Below are 22,634 nucleotides of genomic sequence, written 5' to 3' on the forward strand. Positions count from 1 at the left end.
ATGGCTATCAGCATTCGTCTGTCGCGCGGCGGCTCCAAGAAGCGCCCTTACTACAAGATCGTGGTTGCGGACGCCCGTTCGCCCCGCGACGGCCGCTTCATCGAGAAGCTCGGCACCTACAACCCGCTCCTCGCCAAGGATGACGAGAAGCGCATCGTGCTCGACGGCGAGCGCGCCAAGCATTGGCTGAGCGTCGGCGCGCAGCCGACCGATCGTGTCGCCCGCTTCCTGGATGCCGCCGGCGTCCGCGAGCGCGCTGCGCGCAGCAACCCGAACAAGGGCAAGCCGGGCGAGAAGGCCACCGAGCGCGCTGAAGAGCGTGCGACCAAGCTGGCCGAGGCCGAAGAGGCGAAGGCCGCAGCGGCAGCCGCTCCGGCACCTGAGCCCGTCGCCGAGGAAGCTCCCCCGGCGCAGGACAGCAACGAGGAAGCCGAGGCAGTGATCGCTGCCGAGGTCGAAGTAGCGACCGAAGAGCCGACGCCGGAAGCCGAAGCGGTTGCCGAGGCCGTCGCCGAAGCGACCCCGCCGGTGGAAGCCAATGTCTCGACCCCTGACAGCGACGCCGGCGACACCGCCGAAGCCGCCGAGGGCGAGAGCGCCCAGGCGCCGGCCGAGGGCTGATGCCGAAGGATTCCCCCGTTACGCTCGCCGTCATCATCGGCGCGCACGGCGTGACGGGGGAAATCCGCCTCAAGGTCTTCGCCGAGGATCTGAAGCCGTATAAAAGCTTCAACAACGGCACGCTGACGCTGAAGTCGGTGCGCCCGGGCAGCAACGGTGCGATCGCGCGGATTGCCGAGATCAACGACCGCAATGCTGCCGAGGCCCTGCGCGGAACCGAACTTACCGTCCCGCGATCGGCGCTGCCGCCGCTCGAAGAGGGCGAATATTATCATGCGGACCTGCTCGACCTGCCGGCGGTTTCCACCACCGGCGAAGCGCTTGGACGGGTGGTTGCGATCGACGATTTTGGCGCCGGCGACGTGATCGAGATCGAGCGGCTTGACGGCAAACGCTTCATGGTGCCGATGCGGCCCGAAGCAGTGCCCGAATGGGACGATACGCGGCTGATCGTTGCTGCAGAGTTCGTCACCGCCTGAGCGGGCGGCGCTCGTCCAGCAGGTTGCGGATCGTCGTGGCGGCTACCCCGGCCTCGCCCATGGCGTGGCTGATCTGATCGAGCCCTTTCACCACATCGCCGGCCGCAAACAGGCCCGGCACCGATGTGCGCTGATGATCATCGACTTCGAGACATCCGTCCTCCGATGCCCGCGCGCCCGCCGCAACGGCCAGTTTCGAGCGGATGCGCGAGCCGAGCGCGGGATAGATGCTGTCGAAGGCCAGTTCCCCACCGGGCGTGGTCGCGATGATGGTGTCGCCCTCGGTGCGCAGTGGCGTGCAGGGGCCATCGACATGGACGATGCCGGCCTCGGCCAGCTTTTCCCGGCAGGCCGCGTCGAGATCATGCGCGGCGCCTGGTGCGATCAGGGTGATATCGCGCGTGAAGCCACGCAGGAACAACGCCTCGCGCATCCCGTGCTCGCCAGTGCCGATCACGCCGACGCGCTTGTCGGTCACTTCATAGCCGTCGCAGATCGGGCAATAGCGGATCAATCCCTGCGCCAGCGCCGCATCATGCTCTTCGCGAGGCATGTCCGGACGGTGATTCTCGACCCCTGTGGCGAGCAGAACGGTTCGCGCCTGGACGATGCGCGCGGCATCGCCGACATGGACCTCGAACCCGTCGCCGACCGGCTTGATTGCCGTGACCGTCGCGAGTTCCCGTTGGGCGCCGAAGCTCTCGGCCTGTTCGAGCATCAGCGCCAGCAGATCCTTGCCCGAGATGCCGCCGGGATAGCCGGCATGGTTGTACGTGCGCGGGATCAGCGCCGCGCGGCTGGAGCCGCCATCGAACAGCCGGATCGAGAGATGGAAACGCGCCAGATAGATAGCGGCGGTCAGCCCGGCGGGGCCGGCCCCGATGATGATGCAGTCTTCCATGCCCGTCCTAAAGGTCGGTGGGGGGCGTTGGTTCCGGATGGCCGGCGATCATTGACCTTGTGAGACGGCAAATGTATATACACTCGGTATATACGGAGGGTGATATGACCGCGCCGCGCAAGTCGCGCACCTTCAAGTCCGGCAACTCGGTTGCCCTCAGACTGCCCAAGGCGCTCGGCATCGAAGCCGGCGTCGAAATGACGGTGCGCGAAGAGAAGGGACGGTTCATCGTCGAACCGGTCGCCGCTGAACCGCGCAAGATCGACCTGACCGGTATTGCCGGATCCATCCCCTGGTTGAAGCCGCTGACTTCCGAAGACCGCGAGTTTGAGGATGAGGATCGGCCCTGGCATCTGCTCGACGGGAAGAGCGGCTGACGGGTGCGGTATTTTATCGACACAAACTGCTGCATCTATCTTTTGGCCGGAACGCACCCGGCATTGACGCTGCGCATCTCTGAAACGGCGGCGGGCGATATTGGCCTTTCGACGATAGTCCTGGCAGAATTCGCTCTGGGGTTGCAGCGCGGGGCCGGATTGCCCGACCAGCGGCTCGAACTTCTCAAGGAACAGATGCCGGTGCAAGCGTTCGACCAAGCCGCGGCCGAGGCCTATGCCAGGCTGCCGTTCCGGCGCGGGCGTTTCGATCGGCTCCTCGCCGCTCATGCCGTCAGCCGCGGGCTGACCCTGATCACGAACAACCCTCGCGACTTCGCCGATATCCCCGACCTCGCCGTAGAGAACTGGACACTATGACCTTCGCCGCCACTGTCCTGACCCTCTACCCGGACATGTTCCCCGGGCCGCTCGGCGTGTCGCTGGCCGGGCGGGCGCTGGGCGAGGGAAAATGGTCCCTCGATGCGGTCAACATTCGGGACTTCGCAGCGGACAAGCATCGTACCGTCGACGATACGCCGGCCGGGGGCGGGGCAGGGATGGTGCTGCGGGCCGATGTGCTGGCCGCGGCGATCGACAGCGTTGCCGACGATCGTCCCGTGCTGGCCATGACGCCGCGTGGCGTGCCGCTGACCCAGGAGCGGGTTCGCGGGCTGGCGGAAGGACCGGGCGTTACCATTCTCTGCGGCCGGTTCGAGGGTTTCGACGAACGGATTTTCGAGGGCCGTCAGGTCGAGCAGGTTTCGATTGGCGACTATATCCTCTCCGGCGGCGAGATGGGGGCGCTGGTGCTGCTCGATGCTTGCATTCGCCTGCTTCCCGGCGTAATGGGCGCGGCTTCAAGCGGTGTGGACGAGAGCTTCGAAACGGGGCTGCTCGAATACCCGCAATATACCCGACCTGCTGAATGGGAAGGGCGCACGATCCCCGAAGTGTTGCGATCGGGGGATCATGCGAGGATCGCGGCGTGGCGAAAGCACATGGCCGAGACCGAAACACGGCTAAGGCGGCCGGATCTTTGGGAGCGCCATGAGGGCGTTCGGGTCCAGTCGCCCTCTGGCGCGCGACGACAGACGAAGGACGAATGAGATGAATCTCATCCAGACGATCGAAGCCGAGAACATCGCCAAGTTTCTCGAGACCAAGAAGATCCCGGAATTCCGCCCCGGCGACACGCTGAAGGTCGGCGTGAAGGTTGTCGAAGGCGAGCGCACCCGCGTTCAGAACTACGAAGGCGTGTGCATCGCGCGTTCGAACAAGGGCATGGGCTCCAACTTCACCGTGCGGAAGATTTCGTTCGGTGAAGGCGTCGAGCGCGTTTTCCCGCTCTATTCGCCGAACATCGATTCCATCGAAGTGGTCCGCAAGGGCGCCGTGCGTCGCGCGAAGCTCTATTATCTGCGTGGCCGCACCGGCAAGTCGGCGCGTATCGCCGAGCGCCGCGATCCCCGCCCGGCCAAGACGACCGCTGCCGCCGAGTAATCGGCCAGGCGATTTCGCTAAATTTTCGAACGGGGCGTGGAGACGATGGTCTCCGCGCCCCGTTTCGTTGTGGGATCAGCCGCGATCTCCAACAGCGACTCGGGTTTTGCGCCGATTGGCGAATCCGCATTTTTTCTTCCGCTGTTATGTTGGATTTCGAAGGCGAATTTTCTCAATCTTCCTAACGGTTTGCGGGGCCACTTCCCTGTTACGGATAACAGCGGTAAATTTCGCCGAAAAGAACGAAAAACCTCCTCCGTTTTCCGCTGATGATGCGAAAAACTCCCCTGAAATGATGTCACGATAAGAATGAGCGGTCCTGGGCGCATGCTGTGCGCCGGCCGCGGCTGCCTGCCACGTCACGCGCGTGGATTGAATCAGGCGTAGCTGACGATCTCGTATTCGATCCGGTCGTAATCGAGGAAATAGAAGCGCCGCCCGGGTTCATAGTCGCCGTGCGAGAACGGCACGAGCCCGGCAGCGGCCACGCGGCGTTCGATCTCGTCCAGATCGTCGACCACGATGGCGACATGGTTGAGCGGCTCGCCCTTGGGGAAATCGGCCCAGGCCGGCGTGCCCGCTGGGGGCGTGTAGAGCGCGATATAGAAGCGATCGTCGCCGGCATGGATGGTGCGGCCGCCATCACGCGCCGGGCCCATCCAGCGGACCTTCCAGTCGAAGAGATCAAGCAGGAGTTTGGCCGAACGTTCCGGCTCGCGGACCGTGAGATTGACGTGCTCGATGAAGGGAGATGGCATGAATGTCGTCCTTGTGTTGACCGTCATGCGTCATCTGATGCAACCTCAACCTAAGTTGAGGTCAAGTATTATTTTGGAGAGCTGGATGGGGCGGGGTGACGAATTGCTGCCGATCGGCGAGCTGGCGGCGCGCACCGGGCTGTCGGTGTCGGCGATCCGCTTCTACGAAGCGAAGGGGCTGGTCCAGGCGCTGCGCACGAACGGCGGGCAGCGGCGTTTCCTCCGATCGGACATCCGCCGGCTGTCCTTTGCGCTGATCGCCCAGCAGCTCGGCTTCACCATCCAGCAGATCGCGACCGAGCTCGCCAAGCTGCCGCAGGGGCGCACCCCGAGCGCGGCGGACTGGAAGCGGATCAGCGGCATCTTCAAGGACTCGCTCGAACAGCGGATCGCCGTGCTGCAGCGGACCCGCGACGTGCTTGATAACTGTATCGGCTGCGGCTGCCTCTCGCTGAAGAAATGCGCGCTGTACAACCGGGACGACCGAGCCGGCCTGACCGGGGCGGGGCCGCGCTATACGCTGGCGGCGCCGGAACCTTGAAGGTCCGTGGCGCAAAGGACGCAAGAGGGGAGGGAGTGAGACGACGGAGGGGCAGTTCGGCTATGCGCCCTCATCCTCGCCATTCCCATCGCTGTTGGCCGTGTCTGAAAGCAGTCGGACCATGATGAAGGGGGCCGAACCCTCTTGATGCGCCAAAGGGTGGTCGATGTTATTCGATCTCAAGATTGGAGGTATGGTGGATCCATCAGCAGATTATAGCCGGCAGGCGGGAGGAGCGGCGCTGGCCGCGCGCTTGCGTCGGCTTTCCGAACGGTTCGATCGTGATGCGACCCGGCTATATGCCGCGCAAAACATCCGTTTCGAGCAACGCTGGTACGGCCTGCTCAATCAGCTCGTCCTGAACGGTCCGATGTCGATCGGTGAGATCGGACGGGCGCTGTGCATCACCCACGTCTCGGTAAGTCAGGCAAGCCGCTCGCTCGAGGCCGCGGGGATCATCACTTCGGCCCCATCGACCGAAGACGCACGCCGCCGAGAGCTTCGCTTGACGCCGAAAGGGGATGCTCTGATCGTGCAGCTCTCTCCATTATGGCGGGCACTGGATCGTGTGGCGGAAGAACTGAATGCCGAGGCGAACGACGTGGTGCGGCGCCTCGACCAGCTTGAGGACGCACTTGCGCACAGGTCGCTTTTCGACCGTGTCGCCGACAGGATCGGAATCGCGCCCGGCGAAGTAGAAACCGATTGACATGAATGTAGGTGCCTACATAATTGATGGATGAGACGTCGCGACCTGCTGGCTGCTACTGCCTTGCTACCCGGCCTTAGGTCGATTTGTGGCGGCAGCGAACAAGCCGAGGGTGCGGGCGTCACCCCACCCGACGCAGATTTCCTGGCGTCACTCCCCGGCCTTCTCGGCATCTCGGGCGTGCCGGGAATCGGCATGGGCCTGGTGTCTCGCGGCCGGATGACCTGGCCTGCTCACGCAGGCGTGGTGTTCCTATGGGCTTGACCCGACATCGCCCAGGGATCCGCCTGCTCACCGTCACGCTGGCCGGTCTGCTGCTCGCCGCCGCCGAGCCGGTGATCCTGCCCTGGGGGTTCGATGTTGGCGGGATGGACCGATCGGCAAAGCCCGGCGACGACTTCGACCGATACAGCAACGGTGCCTGGAAGCAGGCGACGCCGATCCCGCCCGACCGGAGCGCGTGGGGTCCGTTCGCGATGCTCCGCGCCAAGGCCGAGAGCGACGTCAAGGCGATCGTCGGCGACATCGCCGGGCGGCCGCAAGCGGCCGGCTCGATCGAACGCAAGATCGCCGATACCTACACCGCCTATCTCGATACGAAAGCGATCGAGGCGGCGGCATTGGCGCCGGTTGCCACGGACCTCGCAAAGATCGCGGCGGCGCGTTCGCACGAGGATGTCGCGCGGCTGATGGGACATCCCGAACTCGGCGTCGGTGGCCCGTTGTCGCTCACCCCATGGCCGGACGCCGCGAACCCCGATCGCTATGCAATCAATATCGTCCAGTCGGGCCTCAGCCTTCCCGACCGGGATTTTTATCTGAAGGGCGATACACGGTCCGTCCAAGTGCGGACGAAGTTCCGATCCTATGTCGCGGGGATGCTGGCGCTGGATCATTATCCCGATCCGGAACGTGCGGCCGACGCCATCGTGGCGCTCGAGACCGGAATCGCGCAAGCGCACTGGACTCGCGAGAAACGCGGCGATCGTGACCTGACCTATCACCCCAAGTCCCGCGCCGGGCTCAAGGCGTTCGCACCGGACTACCCGTGGGACGCGACGCTCGGCGCGCTCGGGATATCCCGGCAGGACTTCTACGTCCTCAAGGAGGATAGCGCGATCCGCGATCTGGCCAAACTGTTCCGTATCACGCCGGTCACGACCTGGCGCGCCTACATGACGTTCCGATATCTGAACGGCATGGCCGATGTGCTTCCCGCCGCCTTCGACGACCTGGCGTTCGATTTCAACGGGCGGACGCTTTCTGGTCAGCCGCAGAAGCGCGAGCGCTGGAAACGCGCCACAGCCGCGCTCAACATCGCACTTGGCGAGGCCGTGGGCCAGATTTACGTCCGGCGGCATTTCACGCCGGAAGCGAAGGTCCGGATCACCGCGCTGGTGGAGAATCTGCGGGCCGCCTTCCGTGTGCGGATCGAGCGGCTCGACTGGATGTCCGCCGATACCAGGCGCGCTGCCCTGGCCAAGCTTGCGGCAATCCGCGTGAAGGTCGGCTACCCCGATAGCTGGCGCGATTATACGACTCTGGAGGTTCGCGCCGGCGATCCCGTCGGCAACCGAAAGCGCGCGCTGTTGTGGGACTGGAAGCGACGGATCGCGCGCCTTGGGCAACCGACCGATCGCGACGGATGGGGAATGACCCCGCAAAACGTCAACGCCTACTCCAACAGCTTCTTCAACGAGATCGTCTTTCCCGCCGCGATACTGCAGTCGCCCTATTTCGATCCGGCGGCCGATCCCGCGGTGAACTATGGGGGCATCGGTGGTGTCATCGGCCACGAGATGGGCCACGCGTTCGACGATCAGGGCGCCAAGACCGACGCGAAAGGCGCGCAACGCGACTGGTGGGGCAAGGCTGACTCCGCGCGGTTCAGGGCACTGGCCTCCCGCCTCGCCGAGCAATATTCGCGCTACGAGCCGATTCCGGGCAGCCACCTGAACGGCGCGATGACTTTAAGCGAGAATATCGGCGATCTTGGCGGTCTCAACATTGCACTCGAGGCCTATCATATCGCGCTCCACGGCCAGCCGGCGCCCATCCTGGACGGCACGACGGGCGATCAGCGGTTCTTCTTGTCGTGGGCCCAGACCTACCGGGAGAACATCCGCGATGCGGCACTGCGAGCCGATCTCGCATCGGATCCCCATAGCCCCTCCGTGTTCAGAGTGAATGGCGTCGTCCGTAATATCGATGCCTGGTACGACGCGTTCAGCGTCAAGCCGGGAGATCGTCTCTATCTCGCGCCAAGTGATCGTATTCACATCTGGTAGGGAGTGCACCGGGGGGCATGTTCCCTCATAGCCAATCATTCCGGGTTGCGGCCGCAAATTCCCCGGATCCTGGGCCCGCTGACAATCTCAATATGCTTCCAACCTTTGAGTAGGCGGCTCTCCGCGGTTCTGTGCTGCATAGCCGTCCAGCAGCTAGCGGCCCAATCCCAGCCACCAACCAGCGTATCTTGTCGCGCAGCCCTATTGCCGTTTCCGCGAGCTGCCATTTCAGTGCTCGACTACAGACGTCCGGTAGCGGTGGTCCGCGCAGGTTGCTTTCCAGGGACAATTCACCAAAATGCGGACGTGTTCTCGCCGCGCAAAAGGCAGACCAGGATTGCACGCGATCCTAATAGCGATCGGCGTCGACCTGGGTCACATCATAGGTGAAATTGGTCGGGTTGTAGGGAAGCATGCCCGCGTTCCAGACCATATAGGCGTCCCGCAGCGTCGCGAAGCGCTGTGGCTCGTCGGCCGAGCGATCCGCGCGCTCGCGGGCGTCGGCCGAGAGATCGAACAGATGTTCCTTCCCACCCAGCCGCAGATATTTCCAGTCACCGTCGCGCACCGCAGCCTGATCGCCGCTCTTGTGCCGCCAGAAGAGACGCCGCGGATGGGGCGTCGCCGCTCCGGTCAGAACCGGGAGCAGATTCTCGCCGTCCGAAGGAAAGCCAGGGTCGGGCGCTACGCCGGCCGCAGCCAGCAACGTCGGCAGGAAATCCATCGAGACCATGACCTGCGGTGACGTCGCATTCGCGGCAATCTTTCCCGGCCAGCGGACGATCAGCGGCACGCGGATACCGCCCTCCAGCAGTTCGCCCTTCACGCCGGTGAAGGGCCAGGTCTCCGAAAAGCGCTCGCCGCCATTGTCGCTCGTGAACACCACGATCGTATCGTTGGCGAGACCGAACGCATCGATCGCCGCCAGAATCTTGCCCACATTCTGGTCCAGGTTGAGGACGATCTTCGCAAATGCATCGAGGTTGCCGTGATTGCGGTCGAGCGGGTCTGTCCAGGCGGCGGCGCCGGCGGTGTCGCCCGGCGCAGTCCAGGGAGCATGCGGCGCATTGAAATGCATGCTGAGGAAGAAGGGCCGCGGACCGCTGCCGATCCAGCGCACCGCCTCGTCGGCCAGCACATCGGTGAGATAGCCGTTCCATGCGACCGGACTCCCGTTTCGGAGCAGGTCGTCGGGCATCGGCGAGGCCGGCGCGAGCGGATAATAGCTGGTGCCGCCGCCGGTATAGCCGAAGAAGTAATCATAGCCGTAATTGTTGGGGCCGGCCGCGGGCGCCGCGCCGATATGCCATTTACCGACAAGCGCGGTGCGATACCCGGCCTGACGGAGCAGGGAGGGCAAGGTCGGGTGGCCGGCAGGGAGCATGTCTGTCGGCTTGGGCGCGGTGATCGGCTCCTCGAGCCCGACGACGAGGCGCTGCTGGTAGCGGCCGGTGATCAGCCCGATCCGCGTCGCCGAACAGACGCAGCTGTTCGCATAGCCCTGGGTCAGCCGCACCCCCTGCGACGCCAGCGTGTCGAGATAGGAGGTGACATAGTCGCGGCGGCCGTAGCAGCTGAGATCGGCGCAACCGAGATCGTCGGCCAGGATGAACAGGATGTTGGGGCCGGTCGCGACGGGGGCGGACAGCACGTCCTGACAGCCCGAAATCGCAGGCAGGGTTGCGGCCAGACTCAGCGCCCCGACACCGCGAAGCAATTCCCGCCGGGTGGCGATCGTTCCCTTCACGTGCAATCCCCCATATCGACGGCGGAAACATATGAGAGCGGCGCGCGCGCAACAAGAGGATCGCGCCGCCTACCACCTCTCTCCATTGAAGGCGTCATCCCGTTTCGAGTCACCTGTCCGGCCATGGACCTAGAGCCGCCGGGGCGCAGACTCATCGAGCCGAGTTGACCATAGAGACTCGGGTGCGGGCATTTTTTGTGGCGTGACGCGCTCACGTGTATTATCGTAACAACACACATTGCAGCCCGTGCTGCACCAGATATGTTCGGGGGAACGGGCAATGAGCGACGTAACCATGGCCAGGGCTGAAGAGCCGGACGGCGCGCCGCGGATCGCGGTTCTCGATATCCTGCGCGGTGTCGCGATCCTCGGCATCCTGTTCATGAACATCAACGACATGGGGGCGTCGTTTCGCGCAGGCGGCGATGTGCGGCATTTCGGCTGGGCGCCGATCGATCAGGTCGCGTGGTGGCTGCGCGAGGTGTTCGCCAACGGCACCGCGCGGTGCCTGCTGGAAATGCTGTTCGGCGCCGGCATGGTGATCCTGACCGGGCGGGTCGCCGACGCCGTTGGGAAGCGAGACGTGATGCGGCGCTATTATCGGCGCAACATCGTGCTCGTGGCGTTCGGCCTGGTCCACATGTTCATCCTGTTGTGGGGCGGGGATATCCTCCACACCTATGGTCTCGCCGCACTGGTGGTTTTCTGGTTTCGCCAGTTGCGGCCGCGCGATATGATCGCGCTCGGCCTGGTCATGGCCCTGGCGCAGCTCGTCGGGGGTGGTTATTCCGGCTATTATCAGGGCGTCCGGCAGCAGGCCGTGGTCGCGACGCTTCAGGCCAAGAGCGACGCGGGGCAGGGCCTCAATCCGGGTGAGAAGGCGACCCTCGGCGACGCGGCCAAGGATAAGGCCGAGCGCGCCAAGGACCGCGCCGAACAGAAGGCCGAAGTGGCCCGGGAAGACCGGGACAGGTCCGGAACCACCGCCACCTGGGTGACCGAGCAGGTGCGGATGAGTGCCGAGCGGCTGTTCGGCGCTGGCGAGCTGTTCGCGATATGGGAGTCGGCCAGCGTGATGCTGATCGGCGCGGGGCTGTTCAAGCTGGGCATCCTGCAGGGCCAGCGATCCCGATCCTTCTATTGGCGCATGACGATCCTGGCCTATCTGGTCGGCGGAACGCTGCGGGTGATTGGCGCCGGTGAGATCATGCGTTTCGACGATGCGCCGCAGACGAACTGGGCGACGCAGGAGATCGCGCGCCAGGCAATGACCCTGGGTCATGTCGGGCTGATCAACCTGCTCGTCAGCAGTGCGGTTGGGGCGCGGCTGATGCGCCCGTTCGTGGCGGCTGGGCGGACGGCGCTGTCGATCTACGTGTTGCAGACGCTGATCTGCCTGTGGATCCTCTATCCGCCGTTTGCGCTGGGCCTGTACGGCACGCAGGGCTGGGCGGAGATGATGGCGGTCTCGGTGGTCATCGATCTCGGCCTGTTGTGGCTGGCCAATGTCTATGTCCGCCATTTCCGGATCGCACCGGTCGAATGGGCGTGGCGATCGATCGTCGAAGAACGCCGCCTGCCGTTTCGGTCGCTCGGTCGCTGAGCACAGGGCGGTTTCGTTGCCTCGACGGAGTGTAAGTAGTTTAGTCGCCTTCCCAAGTTGCAGTCTCATAGACCAGGAGCGGCAGTAGGTAGTGAAAATGGCCCGACGCTTGTCGGAACAATGGCTGGTTAGCTGCGGTTCATGGGTCGCACCGTCTCAACAATATCCGCAAGCATGAGGTCGCCCCCGCAAACAGCTGAGACACACCAGACGTTCGCGAGATTGCCGATTACGACCGGCGAAAAGCCTTCCGAACCGGCGGCCTTAGCAAGATACGATGAAGCTCGGCCAAATGGCCGTTCTCTTCTAAGGGTCAGCCCAGACGCGAATGGTCGGTTCATGACTCTACGACCCAGACCCGATCCATCATTAACCGAATAGTCAGCAACTTCCGCCAGAATTACGGCGGGAGAAAATGGATGCGAACTGAAGTGCAGTCACGAGCTGAGCAGGGGAAATTGTGTCTCTCCGATGAGGAGATCGGCACGCGGGCGGCGCTGTATAATTCGGACCCCGATTTCGGATCCGATCTGCGCAGCTTCTGGACCCTGGGCAAGCCCCAGGCGGAGCAGATCATCCGGGCCTATTGGCACGAGAAGGTCTGCGCCAAGATCCGCCCCGAAGTCTGGCGGGACAATCCGCAGATAACCCCCGACGGCATTACGGATCGTGCGGTCAATCGCTACGATCGCCTGCTTACCGGCCCGATCGACGGCGCCTGGGTGCGGTTTTCGGCGGAGCGGGCGCACCGGGTGCAGGTGCTGGGCATCGGCCTGACCCAGGCGATGATCCAGCTCGCCGATCTGTATCGCGATCTGGCCAGCCTGGCGCGCACGCTGTTCGCCGAGGATCCGGCACGGGGCGAGCGAGTGGCGAGCGCGATCGGCAAGTTCGGCATCATCGAGACCGAAGTGTCGGTCGCCGAAGTCGCGGCGGTCGAGCGTGCCGGAGCAGCTGCCCTGCGCACCACGATCGGCGAAAAGTTTCACGCGATGTCGCGCGACTTGCTGACCGCGACCGTCGCCGATGCGCATGACCTGCACAAGCGGGCGACCGCAACCGCTGCCTCTGCGCGGGGCATGCTCGGCCGTACCGCCGACGTCGCTGCCGCGGCCGAGCAATCCGCCGAGGCGATGAACGATGCCGCGCGCACTGCCGCGATCCTGATCGATACGATCGGCGTCACCGAGAAGGAGGTCCAGGCGGCGACCGAGGTTGCCGCACGGGCCGCCACCCAGTCGATGCGCGCTGTCGATGCCTCGCATCTGTTGTCGGCGCACGCCAAGGCGATCGAATCCATCCTCGGGCTGATCCGCGACATTGCCGGGCAGACGAACCTGCTGGCACTCAACGCCACGATCGAGGCGGCGCGGGCCGGCGACGCCGGGCGCGGCTTCGCCGTGGTGGCGCAGGAAGTGAAGACCCTGGCCAACCAGAGTGCGCGGGCGACCGACGACATTGCGCTGAAGATCGCGGCGATCCAGGCGTCGACCGAGGAAGTGGTCGACGCCAACGGATCGATCCACCGCACGATCGACGAAGTGCAGGCGCATGCCGGCCGGATCCAGGACGCGATGGGTCGTCAGACCCAGACGGTTACGGCAATCACCAGCGCCGTCGACGAAACGGCGCTGGCGGCACGATCCATGGCGGAAAATGTCGCGGCGATCCGCTCCGGCACCCAGCATGTGGCTTCGGAAATCGGGGAGGTCGAAAAGGGTTTCCGCCTGGTCGATCAGCGGCTGAGCGGGCTCGAGGCAGAGACCGCCAGTTTCGTGGAGCGGATCGCGGTCTGATCGCCCGCTCTCCGGGGCGTCAGAGCTGCTTGGCGAACGTGTGGGACGTCAGGCCGAAGCCGTGGCGTTCGAAGAAGCCATGCGCCCCGAGATTGGCGACGCCGCTTTCGAGGAAAATCCAGCGCATCTCGCGCCGCGCGGCTTCAGCCTCGATTGCCGCGACCATGCGCGCGCCGATGCCCTGCGAGCGTGCCGCGGGATCAACTGACAGATCCTCGATAATGGCGAAGCGCACCCGGTCAGTGACGGTCCACAGCAGGATGGCAGCTGCGACGATCGCGCCGGCGCCGTCGCGCAGCAGCAAAACGCCGCGATCGGGGCCGGGATCGGCCAGATCCTCGACGAACAGCGCGTCGAGGTTCGGGACCCAGGATTTGCCGTCAGTGCTCAGTCCGCTCTGGATTTCGCCGTGGCTGATGTAGCGCGCGTCGGCACCGATGGTGCGGGCGAAGAAATGGGCTGCCGCAGCGCGATCGGCCGCGCCTTCCACCCAAGCCGGATCAGGCGTGCCGCCAGAGGCCCCGGTATCGCCGGAGGCGCTACTGCCGTTGTCTCGATCTTGCCCTGCCAATCCCTGATCTCCGTGCATTGCATCTGCGCCGCGACCCATTCGAAGAAACGATGCCGGCGCTGCCGGTCAATCGCTGCATCGGCGGAGTCGCCGAATTCCTCGAATAGCGCGATGCCGAGATCGAAGATATCACGGACGTCGTCCGTATAATTTCCCCTGAGATCGGGCCACTGATCGCGGAAATACCAGTCGTCGAGCGTATCGTAGAACCAGGTGACCCAGCTGGCGAACACCTCATGCTCGATCACATCCTGGCGGCGGAAGCGAGCGCACACCTCGAACAGGTTCAGCGTCTGGAAATAGAGATTATAGGCGAAGACGGCGTTCGCGACATCGGCGATCGCCTTTTTCCGCGCGGTGGCCGACACCCGGAGCAGGCGGTAGGGGGCGAGTTTCTCGGAATGCTCGGCTTCATATTTGAACACGTCGCTCGAGGCGACTTCGAGACTGAGATAGGCGCCGGACTTCTCGACCCTGAGAGCGTCCTTGCGTGCGCTGCGGCTGAACAGGAGGGCGGTGGCGAAGGCGGCGAACGCGATCAACGCAGCGAGGATGGCGATCAGATCGGCCGTGCCGATGGGCTTCAGATCGAACCAGAGCGCGCTGGCCGGTACAGTCAGGTTCGTCATCGGGCGACAAGGTCGCACGAGACTCTCACATCGGGCAATAGGGCTGACAAGCGCATCGTCGTCGGTGACAACCAGCCGATCATTGTCAGGGAATCATCATGACGATTCACCGCTGCGCCTGGGCCGAACCCGACCCGCTGATGCGCGCCTATCACGATGCGGAATGGGGCGTGCCCGAGCGTGACAGCCGGGCGCTGTGGGAGAAACTGATGCTCGACGGGTTCCAGGCCGGGCTCGCCTGGATCACCATCCTGCGCAAGCGCGATGCGTTCCGGGAGGCGTTCGCGGGCTTCGATCCCGAAATCGTCGCGCGGTTCGACGAGGCGGATATCCAGCGGCTGCTGGCGGACGCGCGGATCGTCCGCTCGCGCAGCAAGATCACCGCGACGATCGGCAATGCGCGCGCCTTTCTCGCGATGCGCGATGCCGGCGAGGACTTCTCGGCATTCGCCTGGGGAATGGCGGGCGGCGCGCCGATCATCGGCGACGGGGTGCACCTGCCGGCCCGGACGGCGCTGTCGGAACAGATATCGGTCGCGCTGAAGAAGCGCGGGTTCAAGTTCGTCGGGCCAGTGATCGTCTATGCCTGGATGCAGGCGACAGGGATCGTGGACGATCATGCGGTGGGATGTTTCCGGCGGACCGGCTGATCCCTCTCCCGGGCGATCGCGCGTTCGTTGGGGTCCTGGCCGGTCTTACGCAGGCAAGTCGCGGCGGCGCGCTACCCTTTACGCCATGCCTGCGCGCCGCAATAAGCGGGACATGCGCCTGCGTTCGCGGGCTTGAGAATATCGGGACTGGAGATGAACGATGCCGAAATCCTGGCTGCTGGCGGGCGTCATGCTCGCCGCACTGGCGACCCCTGCCATGGCGACTGAGCCGGGCGCGCCGCCCCAGGCGACGACGAACGCCGCGTCGAAACCGCTGACGCTGCAGCGCGTGTTCGCCAGCCCGGACCTGGCCGGACCGCAGCCGCAATCGCTGAAGCTGTCGCCCGACGGCACGCTGCTCACGTCGCTGCGCAATCGCGACGACGAGAAGCAGCGGTTCGACCTGTGGGCGCTCGATACGCGCACCGGCAAGGCGCGGATGCTGGTCGATTCGAAGAAGGTCGGCACTGGCGCCGAGCTTTCCGAGGCCGAAAAGATGCAGCGCGAGCGCGATCGCTCGATCACCGGCAAGACCGGGATCGTCGGCTATGCCTGGTCGCCCGACAGCAAATCGATCCTCGTGCCGCTCGACGGGGATCTCTATCTTGCGACGCTGGACGGCAAGGTCACGCGCCTGACCAATACGCCCGGCGGCGAACTGAATCCCGCGGTGAGCCCGCGAGGCGGCTTCGTCAGCTTCGTGCGCGACCAGAATCTGTTCGTGCAGCCGCTGGCCGGCGGCCCCGCGCGTGCCGTGACGAGCACCGGCGCTGGTACGGTCCATTGGGGCGAAGCCGAATTCGTCGCGCAGGAGGAAATGGACCGGCGCACCGGATATTGGTGGTCGCCCGACGAGACGCGCATCGCCGTCCAGCGCTTCGACGAAGCGCCGGTCGGCATCGTCACGCGCGCCGCGATCGGCGCGGACGGCACCAAGGTCTATGAGCAGCGCTATCCCGCCGCCGGCACGCCCAATGTGCTGGTCGAACTGTATGTGACGAACCCCGACGGCAGCGGGCAAGTGAAGGTCGATCTGGGCAGCAACCCGGACATCTATCTCGCGCGTGTCGACTGGACGCCCGACGGCCGGACCCTGCTGGTGCAGCGCCAGAGCCGTGATCAGAAGACGCTCGACATGCTCGAGGTGAATCCGGCGACCGGCAAGAGCAGGATCCTGTTCACCGAAAAGTCGGGCGAGCGCAGCTGGACCAACCTGTCGGACAGCTATCGCCTGTTGCGCGACGGCAGCCTGATCTGGTGGTCGGAGCGCGACGGCTATGGGCACCTCTATCGCCTGGCCCAGGGCAAATGGACTCAGCTGACCAAGGGAGAATGGACCGTCCAGGATCTGGACGGGGTGGACGAGGCGAGGGGGCGGATCTTCTTCACCGGCAACAAGGACGGCGCGCTAGAACAGCATCTCTACGCGGTCGACCTTGCACGCCCGACCGTGGTCACCCGGCTGACCGAGCCCGGCTGGTGGAACAGCGCGACGATGGACCGGGCGGCGAGCCGGATCATCGTGACTCGCTCCAACCCGACCCAGCCGCCGCAGACCTATCTCGCTGACCTGAACGGCAAGCGCCTGTCCTGGGTCAATGAGAATGCGGTGGTGGCGGGGCATCCCTATTACCCGTATCTCGGCACCCATCAGGCCAAGACGCTCGGCAGTTTCAAGGCCGCGGACGGGACGACGCTCTATTACGAGATGATCACGCCGCCGCTCGAGCCGGGCAAGAAATACCCGGTGTTCTTCGAGCATTATGGCGGCCCGGGCAGCCAGCAGGTCACAAGGGGGTGGCAGAGCCCGCTGGCGCAATATGTCGTGTCGCGCGGCTATGTCTATTTCAGGATCGACAATCGCGGTTCGACTCATCGCGGCAAGGCGTTCGAGGACCATATCTATCGCGCAATGGGCAGCGTCGAGGTGGAGGATCAACTGTCTGCCGCGACGTGGATCAAGGCCCAGCCGTTCGTCGATCCGGCCAAGGTCGCGATCTATGGCTGGTCCTATGGCGGATACATGACGCTGAAGATGCTCGAAGCGAATCCGGGCGTCTATGCCGCCGGCATCGCGGGCGCGCCGGTGACCAAATGGGAATTGTACGACACCCATTATACCGAGCGTTACATGGGCGATCCGAAGCGGGACGCGAAGGCCTATGCCACGTCTGACGCGATCGATGACGCGGCGAAGATCCGCGATCCGCTGCTGCTGATCCACGGCATGGCGGACGACAATGTCGTGCTCGACAATTCGACGGCGTTCGCGGCGAAGATGCAGGCGGAGAATGTGCCGTTCGAAATGATGTTCTACCCGGGCAAGACGCACAGCGCGGGCAAGGAGGTGCATGTGTGGACGACGATCTTCGCTTTCCTGGACCAGAAGCTGGGGAAATAGGAACTGCGTTGGCCGGGGCGGGACCAAGGGAAAATCGCCGCCCCGGCCAACGAGGATGACGGCGATTATTCGCCGATGGCGCGGAGGGCTGGCGCTCCCGCGACCGCCGTCATCAAGTCTATCCGGCCATCTGCATTAATTGACTATTGGGATTTTATTGCAAGCAGAGTCCGAACCATTTCCGTGACGAATTCGTAACGCTTCCGACATAACATCCGATATCGAAAACTATTGAATCTCGAGATTCACCATTCGGATTTTTTGTATACAACATTGGTGCAAGCCGGAAATCGCCGATCGGTGACCTTGCCGGGGCAGATGCTGCTCGTCCCCAATATCCGGAAGCGGCATTTTGCGATGGGCTGATGGAAAGGGCCCGGCTCCGCTGGGCTGATAGATTTCCTGTACTGGACAAAATGCCCGGGGCGCGTATGCGACCGCTTCGTCTTCGGACTGGAGTTTGAATATGGGTTATCGGATCGTAGTTGCAGGCGCGACCGGGAATGTCGGGCGCGAGATGCTCAACATCCTGGCGGAGCGCGAGTTTCCGGCGGACGAGATCGCCGTCGTCGCATCGTCCCGATCGACGGGCGACATGGTCGATTACGGCGAGACCGGAAAGCAGTTCAAGGTCCAGAACATCGAGCATTTCGATCCGACCGGCTGGGACATGGCGCTGTTCGCGATCGGATCCGAGGCGACCAAGATCCATGCGCCGCGCTTCGCCGCGGCCGGCTGCACGGTGATCGACAATTCGTCGCTGTACCGGATGGATCCGGACGTGCCGCTGATCGTGCCCGAGGTGAACCCCGAGGCGATCAGTGGCTATACCCGCAAGAACATCATCGCGAACCCGAACTGCTCGACCGCGCAGATGGTCGTCGCGCTCAAGCCGCTGCACGATGTGGCGCGGATCAAGCGCGTCGTGGTCGCGACCTATCAGTCCGTCTCGGGCGCGGGCAAGGCGGGCATGGACGAGCTGTTCGAGCAGAGCCGCAACATCTTCGTCGGCGACTCCGCCGAACCCAAGAAGTTCACCAAGCAGATCGCGTTCAACGTGATCCCCCACATCGACAGCTTCCTGGACGACGGATCGACCAAGGAAGAGTGGAAGATGGTGGTCGAGACCAAGAAGATCCTCGATCCGAAGATCAAGGTCCATGCCACCTGCGTCCGCGTTCCCGTATTCGTCGGCCATAGCGAGGCGATCAACATCGAGTTCGAGGACGAGATTTCGGCCGAGCAGGCGCAGAAGATCCTGCGCGAAGCGCCGGGCGTGATGCTGGTCGACAAGCGTGAGGACGGCGGATACGTCACCCCGATCGAATGCGTCGGCGAATATGCGACCTTCATCAGCCGCGTACGCGAGGACCCGACGGTCGAGAACGGCCTGGCCTTGTGGTGCGTGTCCGACAACCTGCGCAAAGGCGCGGCGCTGAACGCAGTGCAGATCGCCGAGCTGCTCGGCCGGCGGCACCTGCAAAAGGCGGCGTGAGCCGATGATCGAGGGCGGCTGCCGCTGTGGCGCGTGTCGCTACACGCTGGCCGTGGCGCAGCTGCCCCCGGTTTATTGCTGCCACTGCCGCGATTGCCAGACCTGGTCCGGCAGCGCCTTTACCGAACAGGCCGTGGTGCGCGAGGATGCGATCGAAGCGACGGGGCCGATCGTCGACTATCGCTTCACCAGCCCGAGCGGATCGCAATCGTTTCAGCGTCTGTGCGGGAGCTGCCACACGCGGCTGTGGAACACGAACAGCGCGCGGCCCGGCATTGCCGTGGTGCGCGCGGGCACGCTCGATGCGAGCGACGACATCGAGCCGCGGGCGCATATCTGGGTGAAACGCAAACAGCCTTGGGTCGCGCTGGACGATGCGATCCCGGCGTTCGAGGAAAGCGCGCCACCGGCGGAATTTGCCGCGATCCTGATGCGTTGAATTCGCGCTGCGCTACTCCGCCAGCACCGCCTCGACCTTGCCCTTCGGCTTCCGCAGCAGCAGCACCAGCGGCAGCACACCGATCGAGATCCACGCCATCAGGTAGAAATCGTCGATATAGGCGATCATCGCGGCCTGTTGGTTGATCATCGCGTCGGCATAACCGAACACGCTGTCCGACAGCCCGCCGAACCGATCGAGCGAACCGAGATCCAGCGCCGGGATGGTCTGCGACGTGACATGGCTGGCGAGGTCCGAATGGCTCGTCTGGATGTTGCGGGCCAGCAGCACCGTCACCATCGAGATGCCGGCCGACTGGCCGATGCTGCGCATCAGGTTCAACAGGCTGGCGCCGTCAGTACGATAGTGATGGCTAAGCGTGGCGAAGGCGAGCGAGTTCAGCGGCATGAACACCAGGCCCATGCCCAGCCCCTGCAGGAAGCCGCTGATGATCACCGGCCAGAAATCCATTTCCAGAGACCAGTTCGCCATCTGCCGGAGCGAGAAGGAGAACAGGATCAGCCCGACGGTTATCAGGATGCGGGTGTCGATCTTGCCCATCATCTGGCCGGCGAACCACATGGTGATGAGCACGCCGACGCCGCGCGGCGCCATCATCAGCCCGGTATCGATGACGGGATAGCCGAACAATTGCTGCAGCATCGGCGGCAGCAGCGCCATCGGCGCCATGGTCGATATGCCGATCACGATCATGAAGATCATGCCCATCACCAGATTGCGGTTCATGAACAGCGCGCGATCGAACAATGGTTTTTTGGCCGTGGCAAGATGGACCACGCCCATCCACAGGGCGCCAGCGGCGACCATCGCCTCGATCATGATCTCCCAGCTGGAGAACCAGTCTTCCTGCTGGCCGCGATCGAGCATCAGCTGGAAGCTGGCCACCGCGATCGAAATCAGGGCGAAGCCGGTGATGTCGAACGTGCGTGTCCGTCGCGGGCGGGAGGGCAGCAGGAACCACAGGATGGCAAAGGTAAGCGCGCCGACGGGCACGTTGACGTAGAACACCCAGCGCCAGTTATAGCTCTGGGTCAGCCAGCCGCCGATCACCGGCCCCATGATCGGGCCGACCATCACGCCCATGCCCCATACCGACATGGCCTTGGCGGCGTCTTCCGGCCGGTTGATGTCGAGCATCGCGGTCTGCGACAGCGGGCCGATAAAGGCCGCCGCAACACCCTGGAAGATGCGGAACACCACCATTTCCTCCAGGCTGACGGCAGTGCCGCACAGCATCGAGGCGATGATGAAGCCGCCGACCGCGAACAGGAACAGGTTGCGCGAACCGAAGCGCTCGGCGAGCCAGCCGGTCGCCGGGATGGCGATCGCCGACGCGACGATATAGCTGGTCAGCACCCAGGTGACGGTATCGAGCGTCGCGCCCAGGCTGGTCGCCATGTGCGGCAGCGCCACGTTGGCGATGGTCGTGTCGAGGATCTGCATGATCATCGCACCCATGATGCCGACGGTCAGCAGTCCACGATTCTTGACCGGCAAAGCTGCCTGGCCGGGGACCGGATCAGGCACAGCGGTTCTTCGTATCGATCGAGATGTCCGTGCTCAGGCCGGCGATCAGCGGCCGGGCCGGCTTGCCGTCGATCGCGATGCGGACCGGCACGCGCTGCGTAACCTTCACCCAGTTGCCGCTGGCATTCTGCGCCGGCAGGACCGAGAATTCGGACCCGGTGCCAGCGCCGATGCTGGCGACATGCCCTTTCACCTTGAGGCCGGGATAGGCATCCAGCTTCACCTCGGCACACTGGCCGACCGCCATGTGGTTGAGGTCGGTTTCCTTGAAATTGGCCTCGACCCAGGGGGCATGGTTCGCAACCAGGCTCAACACGGGCACGCCGCTCGGCATGATCGTGCCGATCTGCAGGCGACCGGTCTGGCTGATCACGCCGTCCTCCGGCGCATAGACCGTGGTGCGGGCGAGATCGAGCGCCGCCTTGGCGCGCTGCGCCATCGCTGCCTGGATCGCCGCGGGAAGGCCCGAGGCGCCGCCGCCGCTGCCGATCTGGGTGCGGGCCTTGGCAGCGCTGGCCTGAGCCGTGGCGAGCCGCGCTTTTGCGGCGGACACCTGCTGCGCGGCAGCATCGAAGCTGGCGCGCGTGGTGAAGCCCTGCTTCATCAGCGCGGCCTGCCGGTTATAGGTTGCCTGGGCGAGCAGGATATCGGCATTGGCGCTCTGGATATCGGCATTGGCGCCGCCGGTGTCTGTCGCCAGGGTATTCACCTCGACGCGCGCCGCGGAGAGTGCCGCGTCGGCCTGGGCGAGGGCGATGCGGAAGGGCTCCGGATCGATGCGGAACAGCACGTCGCCGGCCTTGACCCGCTGGTTCTCGCGGACGTTCACGGCGACGATGCGGCCGCTGACATCCGGGCTGACCGACACCATGTCCTGCTGGACATAGGCATTGTCCGTCGTGACGTAACGACCCGACGTAAGCCAGAAATACCCGCCCAGCGCGACCAGTAACAGGGGCACGCTCAGCATCAGCACCGGACGCAGCCAGCGCCGCTTCGCCGGCGGCGGCGCATCGACGGTTGCCAGGTCCACCGTGGAGCGCTCGATCTTGGGATCTGCATCAGCCATGTTTGGCCTCGTCGCTTTCAAAATTGCTGGTGAGATTTGCCCGGATGGTAGCGAGCGACTGCGTCAATTGCGTACGCCGCGCATCGTCCAGCCCGGACAGCGCGCTTTCGATCATCCCATCGGCAAGACCGCGAAGCTGGCCGAGCAGGGGCAGCGCCTTGGGGGTAAGAAAAATCTGCCAGGCACGGCGATCCGCGGGATCGCGCCGGCGCTCGACCAGCCCGGCTTCCTCGAGACGGTCGATCATGCGGCAGAGCGTGATCGGCTCGACTTCGAGCAGATCGGCAAGGCCGCCCTGGTTGATGCCTTCGTTGCGGCTCAGCGTTGTGAGGGTGCGCCACTGGGTTCGGGTCACGCCGATCAGGCGTGCGCGCTCGTCGAAGCGGCGTCGCATCAGCCGCGAGACATCGCTAATCAGGAAACCGAGAGAGTCGCTCATAGGCGCGCATATAATGAGCATGCTTATATAAACATAGTCCCGCTCGAAGATTATTTTGCGGTGCAGCATTAAG

Annotated in this window: 23 protein-coding genes and 1 pseudogene; 16 read left to right on the plus strand and 8 right to left on the minus strand. The window is 64.4% G+C overall.

The genetic code is table 11. From position 1 onward, the window contains the following. Nucleotides 1-453: pseudogene (gene rpsP, locus U1769_RS11150) on the plus strand (30S ribosomal protein S16); the annotation flags it as partial. Nucleotides 454-620: 167 nt separating this feature from the next. After that, nucleotides 621-1,100, plus strand: coding sequence for a ribosome maturation factor RimM (gene rimM, locus U1769_RS11155; protein ID WP_332715686.1), 480 nt, complete (start codon nt 621-623; stop codon nt 1,098-1,100). On the opposite strand, the gene U1769_RS11160 is transcribed toward rimM, so the two are convergent. After that, entirely contained in the window at nt 1,090-2,001 is a 912-nt protein-coding gene (locus U1769_RS11160; RefSeq protein WP_332715688.1) for an NAD(P)/FAD-dependent oxidoreductase, read from the minus strand. The genes rimM and U1769_RS11160 overlap by 11 nt on opposite strands. A 104-nt stretch (nt 2,002-2,105) precedes the next feature. Here U1769_RS11160 and U1769_RS11165 point away from each other — a divergent pair, with 104 nt between their 5' ends. From U1769_RS11165 to U1769_RS11185, 5 genes are read left to right on the plus strand one after another with little or no spacing between them, the layout of a single operon-like run. Further along, nucleotides 2,106-2,378: an AbrB/MazE/SpoVT family DNA-binding domain-containing protein gene (locus tag U1769_RS11165; protein WP_332715690.1), complete on the plus strand. Its 273-nt coding sequence runs from the start codon at nt 2,106-2,108 to the stop codon at nt 2,376-2,378. A gap of 3 nt (nt 2,379-2,381) precedes the next feature. Next, nucleotides 2,382-2,756, plus strand: a complete 375-nt coding sequence (locus U1769_RS11170; RefSeq protein ID WP_332715692.1) for a type II toxin-antitoxin system VapC family toxin — start codon at nt 2,382-2,384, stop codon at nt 2,754-2,756. After that, a complete protein-coding gene (trmD, locus tag U1769_RS11175; protein WP_332715694.1) occupies nt 2,753-3,484 on the plus strand; it encodes a tRNA (guanosine(37)-N1)-methyltransferase TrmD in 732 nt (243 codons plus the stop codon). The genes U1769_RS11170 and trmD overlap by 4 nt, the downstream gene beginning before the upstream one ends. A 1-nt stretch (nt 3,485) precedes the next feature. Continuing rightward, on the plus strand, nt 3,486-3,878 hold the full coding sequence (rplS, locus tag U1769_RS11180) for a 50S ribosomal protein L19 (protein ID WP_332715695.1): 393 nt from the start codon (nt 3,486-3,488) through the stop codon (nt 3,876-3,878). 36 nt (nt 3,879-3,914) lie between these two features. Further along, nucleotides 3,915-4,148: a hypothetical protein gene (locus tag U1769_RS11185; RefSeq protein ID WP_332715697.1), complete on the plus strand. Its 234-nt coding sequence runs from the start codon at nt 3,915-3,917 to the stop codon at nt 4,146-4,148. Nucleotides 4,149-4,255: 107 nt separating this feature from the next. Here U1769_RS11185 and U1769_RS11190 read toward each other — a convergent pair whose 3' ends face one another. Next, nucleotides 4,256-4,636 carry a VOC family protein gene (locus U1769_RS11190; protein ID WP_332715698.1) on the minus strand — a complete coding sequence of 127 codons (381 nt, stop codon included), beginning with the start codon at nt 4,634-4,636 and terminating at the stop codon, nt 4,256-4,258. A gap of 85 nt (nt 4,637-4,721) precedes the next feature. Here U1769_RS11190 and soxR point away from each other — a divergent pair, with 85 nt between their 5' ends. The 3 genes from soxR (at nt 4,722) to U1769_RS11205 (ending at nt 8,174) form a co-directional block, all read left to right on the plus strand. Then, complete coding sequence (gene soxR / locus U1769_RS11195) at nt 4,722-5,177, plus strand: redox-sensitive transcriptional activator SoxR (RefSeq protein WP_332715797.1); 456 nt, start codon at nt 4,722-4,724, stop codon at nt 5,175-5,177. A gap of 166 nt (nt 5,178-5,343) precedes the next feature. After that, on the plus strand, nt 5,344-5,886 hold the full coding sequence (locus U1769_RS11200; RefSeq protein ID WP_332715699.1) for a MarR family winged helix-turn-helix transcriptional regulator: 543 nt from the start codon (nt 5,344-5,346) through the stop codon (nt 5,884-5,886). Nucleotides 5,887-6,146: 260 nt separating this feature from the next. After that, a complete protein-coding gene (locus U1769_RS11205) occupies nt 6,147-8,174 on the plus strand; it encodes a M13 family metallopeptidase (protein ID WP_332715700.1) in 2,028 nt (675 codons plus the stop codon). Between the two features lie 349 nt (nt 8,175-8,523). Here the strand turns inward: U1769_RS11205 and U1769_RS11210 are convergent, their stop codons facing one another. Continuing rightward, complete coding sequence (locus tag U1769_RS11210) at nt 8,524-9,921, minus strand: sulfatase-like hydrolase/transferase (RefSeq protein WP_332715702.1); 1,398 nt, start codon at nt 9,919-9,921, stop codon at nt 8,524-8,526. A gap of 280 nt (nt 9,922-10,201) precedes the next feature. Between U1769_RS11210 and U1769_RS11215 the strand changes: the two genes are divergently transcribed. Next, complete coding sequence (locus tag U1769_RS11215) at nt 10,202-11,524, plus strand: DUF418 domain-containing protein (protein WP_332715704.1); 1,323 nt, start codon at nt 10,202-10,204, stop codon at nt 11,522-11,524. A gap of 419 nt (nt 11,525-11,943) precedes the next feature. Beyond that, on the plus strand, nt 11,944-13,320 hold the full coding sequence (locus U1769_RS11220; RefSeq protein WP_332715707.1) for a methyl-accepting chemotaxis protein: 1,377 nt from the start codon (nt 11,944-11,946) through the stop codon (nt 13,318-13,320). 19 nt (nt 13,321-13,339) lie between these two features. Here the strand turns inward: U1769_RS11220 and U1769_RS11225 are convergent, their stop codons facing one another. Further along, nucleotides 13,340-13,810 (minus strand): GNAT family N-acetyltransferase, encoded by a 471-nt coding sequence (locus tag U1769_RS11225; protein WP_332715710.1) that lies wholly within the window; start codon nt 13,808-13,810, stop codon nt 13,340-13,342. Further along, nucleotides 13,708-14,520, minus strand: a complete 813-nt coding sequence (locus tag U1769_RS11230; protein ID WP_332715713.1) for a hypothetical protein — start codon at nt 14,518-14,520, stop codon at nt 13,708-13,710. The genes U1769_RS11225 and U1769_RS11230 overlap by 103 nt, the downstream gene beginning before the upstream one ends. Nucleotides 14,521-14,618: 98 nt before the next feature. Between U1769_RS11230 and U1769_RS11235 the strand changes: the two genes are divergently transcribed. The 4 genes from U1769_RS11235 to U1769_RS11250 all read left to right on the plus strand — a co-directional run bounded on the left by U1769_RS11235 (nt 14,619) and on the right by U1769_RS11250 (nt 19,505). Beyond that, complete coding sequence (locus U1769_RS11235) at nt 14,619-15,170, plus strand: DNA-3-methyladenine glycosylase I (RefSeq protein WP_332715715.1); 552 nt, start codon at nt 14,619-14,621, stop codon at nt 15,168-15,170. A gap of 160 nt (nt 15,171-15,330) precedes the next feature. Beyond that, the gene (locus U1769_RS11240) at nt 15,331-17,571 is read left to right on the plus strand and encodes a S9 family peptidase (protein ID WP_332715718.1); all 2,241 of its coding nucleotides are present in this window, start codon (nt 15,331-15,333) and stop codon (nt 17,569-17,571) included. A gap of 466 nt (nt 17,572-18,037) precedes the next feature. Beyond that, nucleotides 18,038-19,066: an aspartate-semialdehyde dehydrogenase gene (locus tag U1769_RS11245; protein WP_332715720.1), complete on the plus strand. Its 1,029-nt coding sequence runs from the start codon at nt 18,038-18,040 to the stop codon at nt 19,064-19,066. Nucleotides 19,067-19,070: 4 nt separating this feature from the next. Next, nucleotides 19,071-19,505, plus strand: coding sequence for a GFA family protein (locus U1769_RS11250; protein WP_443030330.1), 435 nt, complete (start codon nt 19,071-19,073; stop codon nt 19,503-19,505). 12 nt (nt 19,506-19,517) lie between these two features. On the opposite strand, the gene U1769_RS11255 is transcribed toward U1769_RS11250, so the two are convergent. Genes U1769_RS11255 through U1769_RS11265 form a run of 3 tightly spaced genes read right to left on the minus strand, consistent with a single transcriptional unit; the run spans nt 19,518 to nt 22,561 of the window. Continuing rightward, on the minus strand, nt 19,518-21,053 hold the full coding sequence (locus tag U1769_RS11255) for a DHA2 family efflux MFS transporter permease subunit (RefSeq protein ID WP_332715722.1): 1,536 nt from the start codon (nt 21,051-21,053) through the stop codon (nt 19,518-19,520). Continuing rightward, nucleotides 21,046-22,122 carry an HlyD family secretion protein gene (locus U1769_RS11260; protein WP_332715724.1) on the minus strand — a complete coding sequence of 359 codons (1,077 nt, stop codon included), beginning with the start codon at nt 22,120-22,122 and terminating at the stop codon, nt 21,046-21,048. The genes U1769_RS11255 and U1769_RS11260 overlap by 8 nt, the downstream gene beginning before the upstream one ends. Beyond that, nucleotides 22,115-22,561 (minus strand): MarR family winged helix-turn-helix transcriptional regulator, encoded by a 447-nt coding sequence (locus U1769_RS11265; RefSeq protein WP_332715727.1) that lies wholly within the window; start codon nt 22,559-22,561, stop codon nt 22,115-22,117. The genes U1769_RS11260 and U1769_RS11265 overlap by 8 nt, the downstream gene beginning before the upstream one ends. Nucleotides 22,562-22,634: the final 73 nt, after the last annotated feature.

Source organism: Parasphingomonas zepuensis (assembly GCF_036663735.1).
Classification (GTDB): domain Bacteria; phylum Pseudomonadota; class Alphaproteobacteria; order Sphingomonadales; family Sphingomonadaceae; genus Sphingomonas.

Bases quoted from the DNA above. Each gene is read 5' to 3' on its own strand.
- rplS (WP_332715695.1), top strand. From the start codon at position 3,486: ATGAATCTCATCCAGACGATCGAAGCCGAGAACATCGCCAAGTTTCTC.
- U1769_RS11260 (WP_332715724.1), bottom strand. From the start codon at position 22,122: ATGGCTGATGCAGATCCCAAGATCGAGCGCTCCACGGTGGACCTGGCA.
- U1769_RS11245 (WP_332715720.1), top strand. From the start codon at position 18,038: ATGGGTTATCGGATCGTAGTTGCAGGCGCGACCGGGAATGTCGGGCGC.
- U1769_RS11215 (WP_332715704.1), top strand. From the start codon at position 10,202: ATGAGCGACGTAACCATGGCCAGGGCTGAAGAGCCGGACGGCGCGCCG.
- U1769_RS11250 (WP_443030330.1), top strand. From the start codon at position 19,071: ATGATCGAGGGCGGCTGCCGCTGTGGCGCGTGTCGCTACACGCTGGCC.
- U1769_RS11265 (WP_332715727.1), bottom strand. From the start codon at position 22,561: ATGAGCGACTCTCTCGGTTTCCTGATTAGCGATGTCTCGCGGCTGATG.
- rimM (WP_332715686.1), top strand. From the start codon at position 621: ATGCCGAAGGATTCCCCCGTTACGCTCGCCGTCATCATCGGCGCGCAC.
- U1769_RS11160 (WP_332715688.1), bottom strand. From the start codon at position 2,001: ATGGAAGACTGCATCATCATCGGGGCCGGCCCCGCCGGGCTGACCGCC.
- U1769_RS11235 (WP_332715715.1), top strand. From the start codon at position 14,619: ATGACGATTCACCGCTGCGCCTGGGCCGAACCCGACCCGCTGATGCGC.
- U1769_RS11165 (WP_332715690.1), top strand. From the start codon at position 2,106: ATGACCGCGCCGCGCAAGTCGCGCACCTTCAAGTCCGGCAACTCGGTT.
- U1769_RS11240 (WP_332715718.1), top strand. From the start codon at position 15,331: ATGCCGAAATCCTGGCTGCTGGCGGGCGTCATGCTCGCCGCACTGGCG.
- U1769_RS11230 (WP_332715713.1), bottom strand. From the start codon at position 14,520: ATGACGAACCTGACTGTACCGGCCAGCGCGCTCTGGTTCGATCTGAAG.
- U1769_RS11190 (WP_332715698.1), bottom strand. From the start codon at position 4,636: ATGCCATCTCCCTTCATCGAGCACGTCAATCTCACGGTCCGCGAGCCG.
- U1769_RS11220 (WP_332715707.1), top strand. From the start codon at position 11,944: ATGCGAACTGAAGTGCAGTCACGAGCTGAGCAGGGGAAATTGTGTCTC.
- soxR (WP_332715797.1), top strand. From the start codon at position 4,722: ATGGGGCGGGGTGACGAATTGCTGCCGATCGGCGAGCTGGCGGCGCGC.
- U1769_RS11200 (WP_332715699.1), top strand. From the start codon at position 5,344: ATGTTATTCGATCTCAAGATTGGAGGTATGGTGGATCCATCAGCAGAT.
- trmD (WP_332715694.1), top strand. From the start codon at position 2,753: ATGACCTTCGCCGCCACTGTCCTGACCCTCTACCCGGACATGTTCCCC.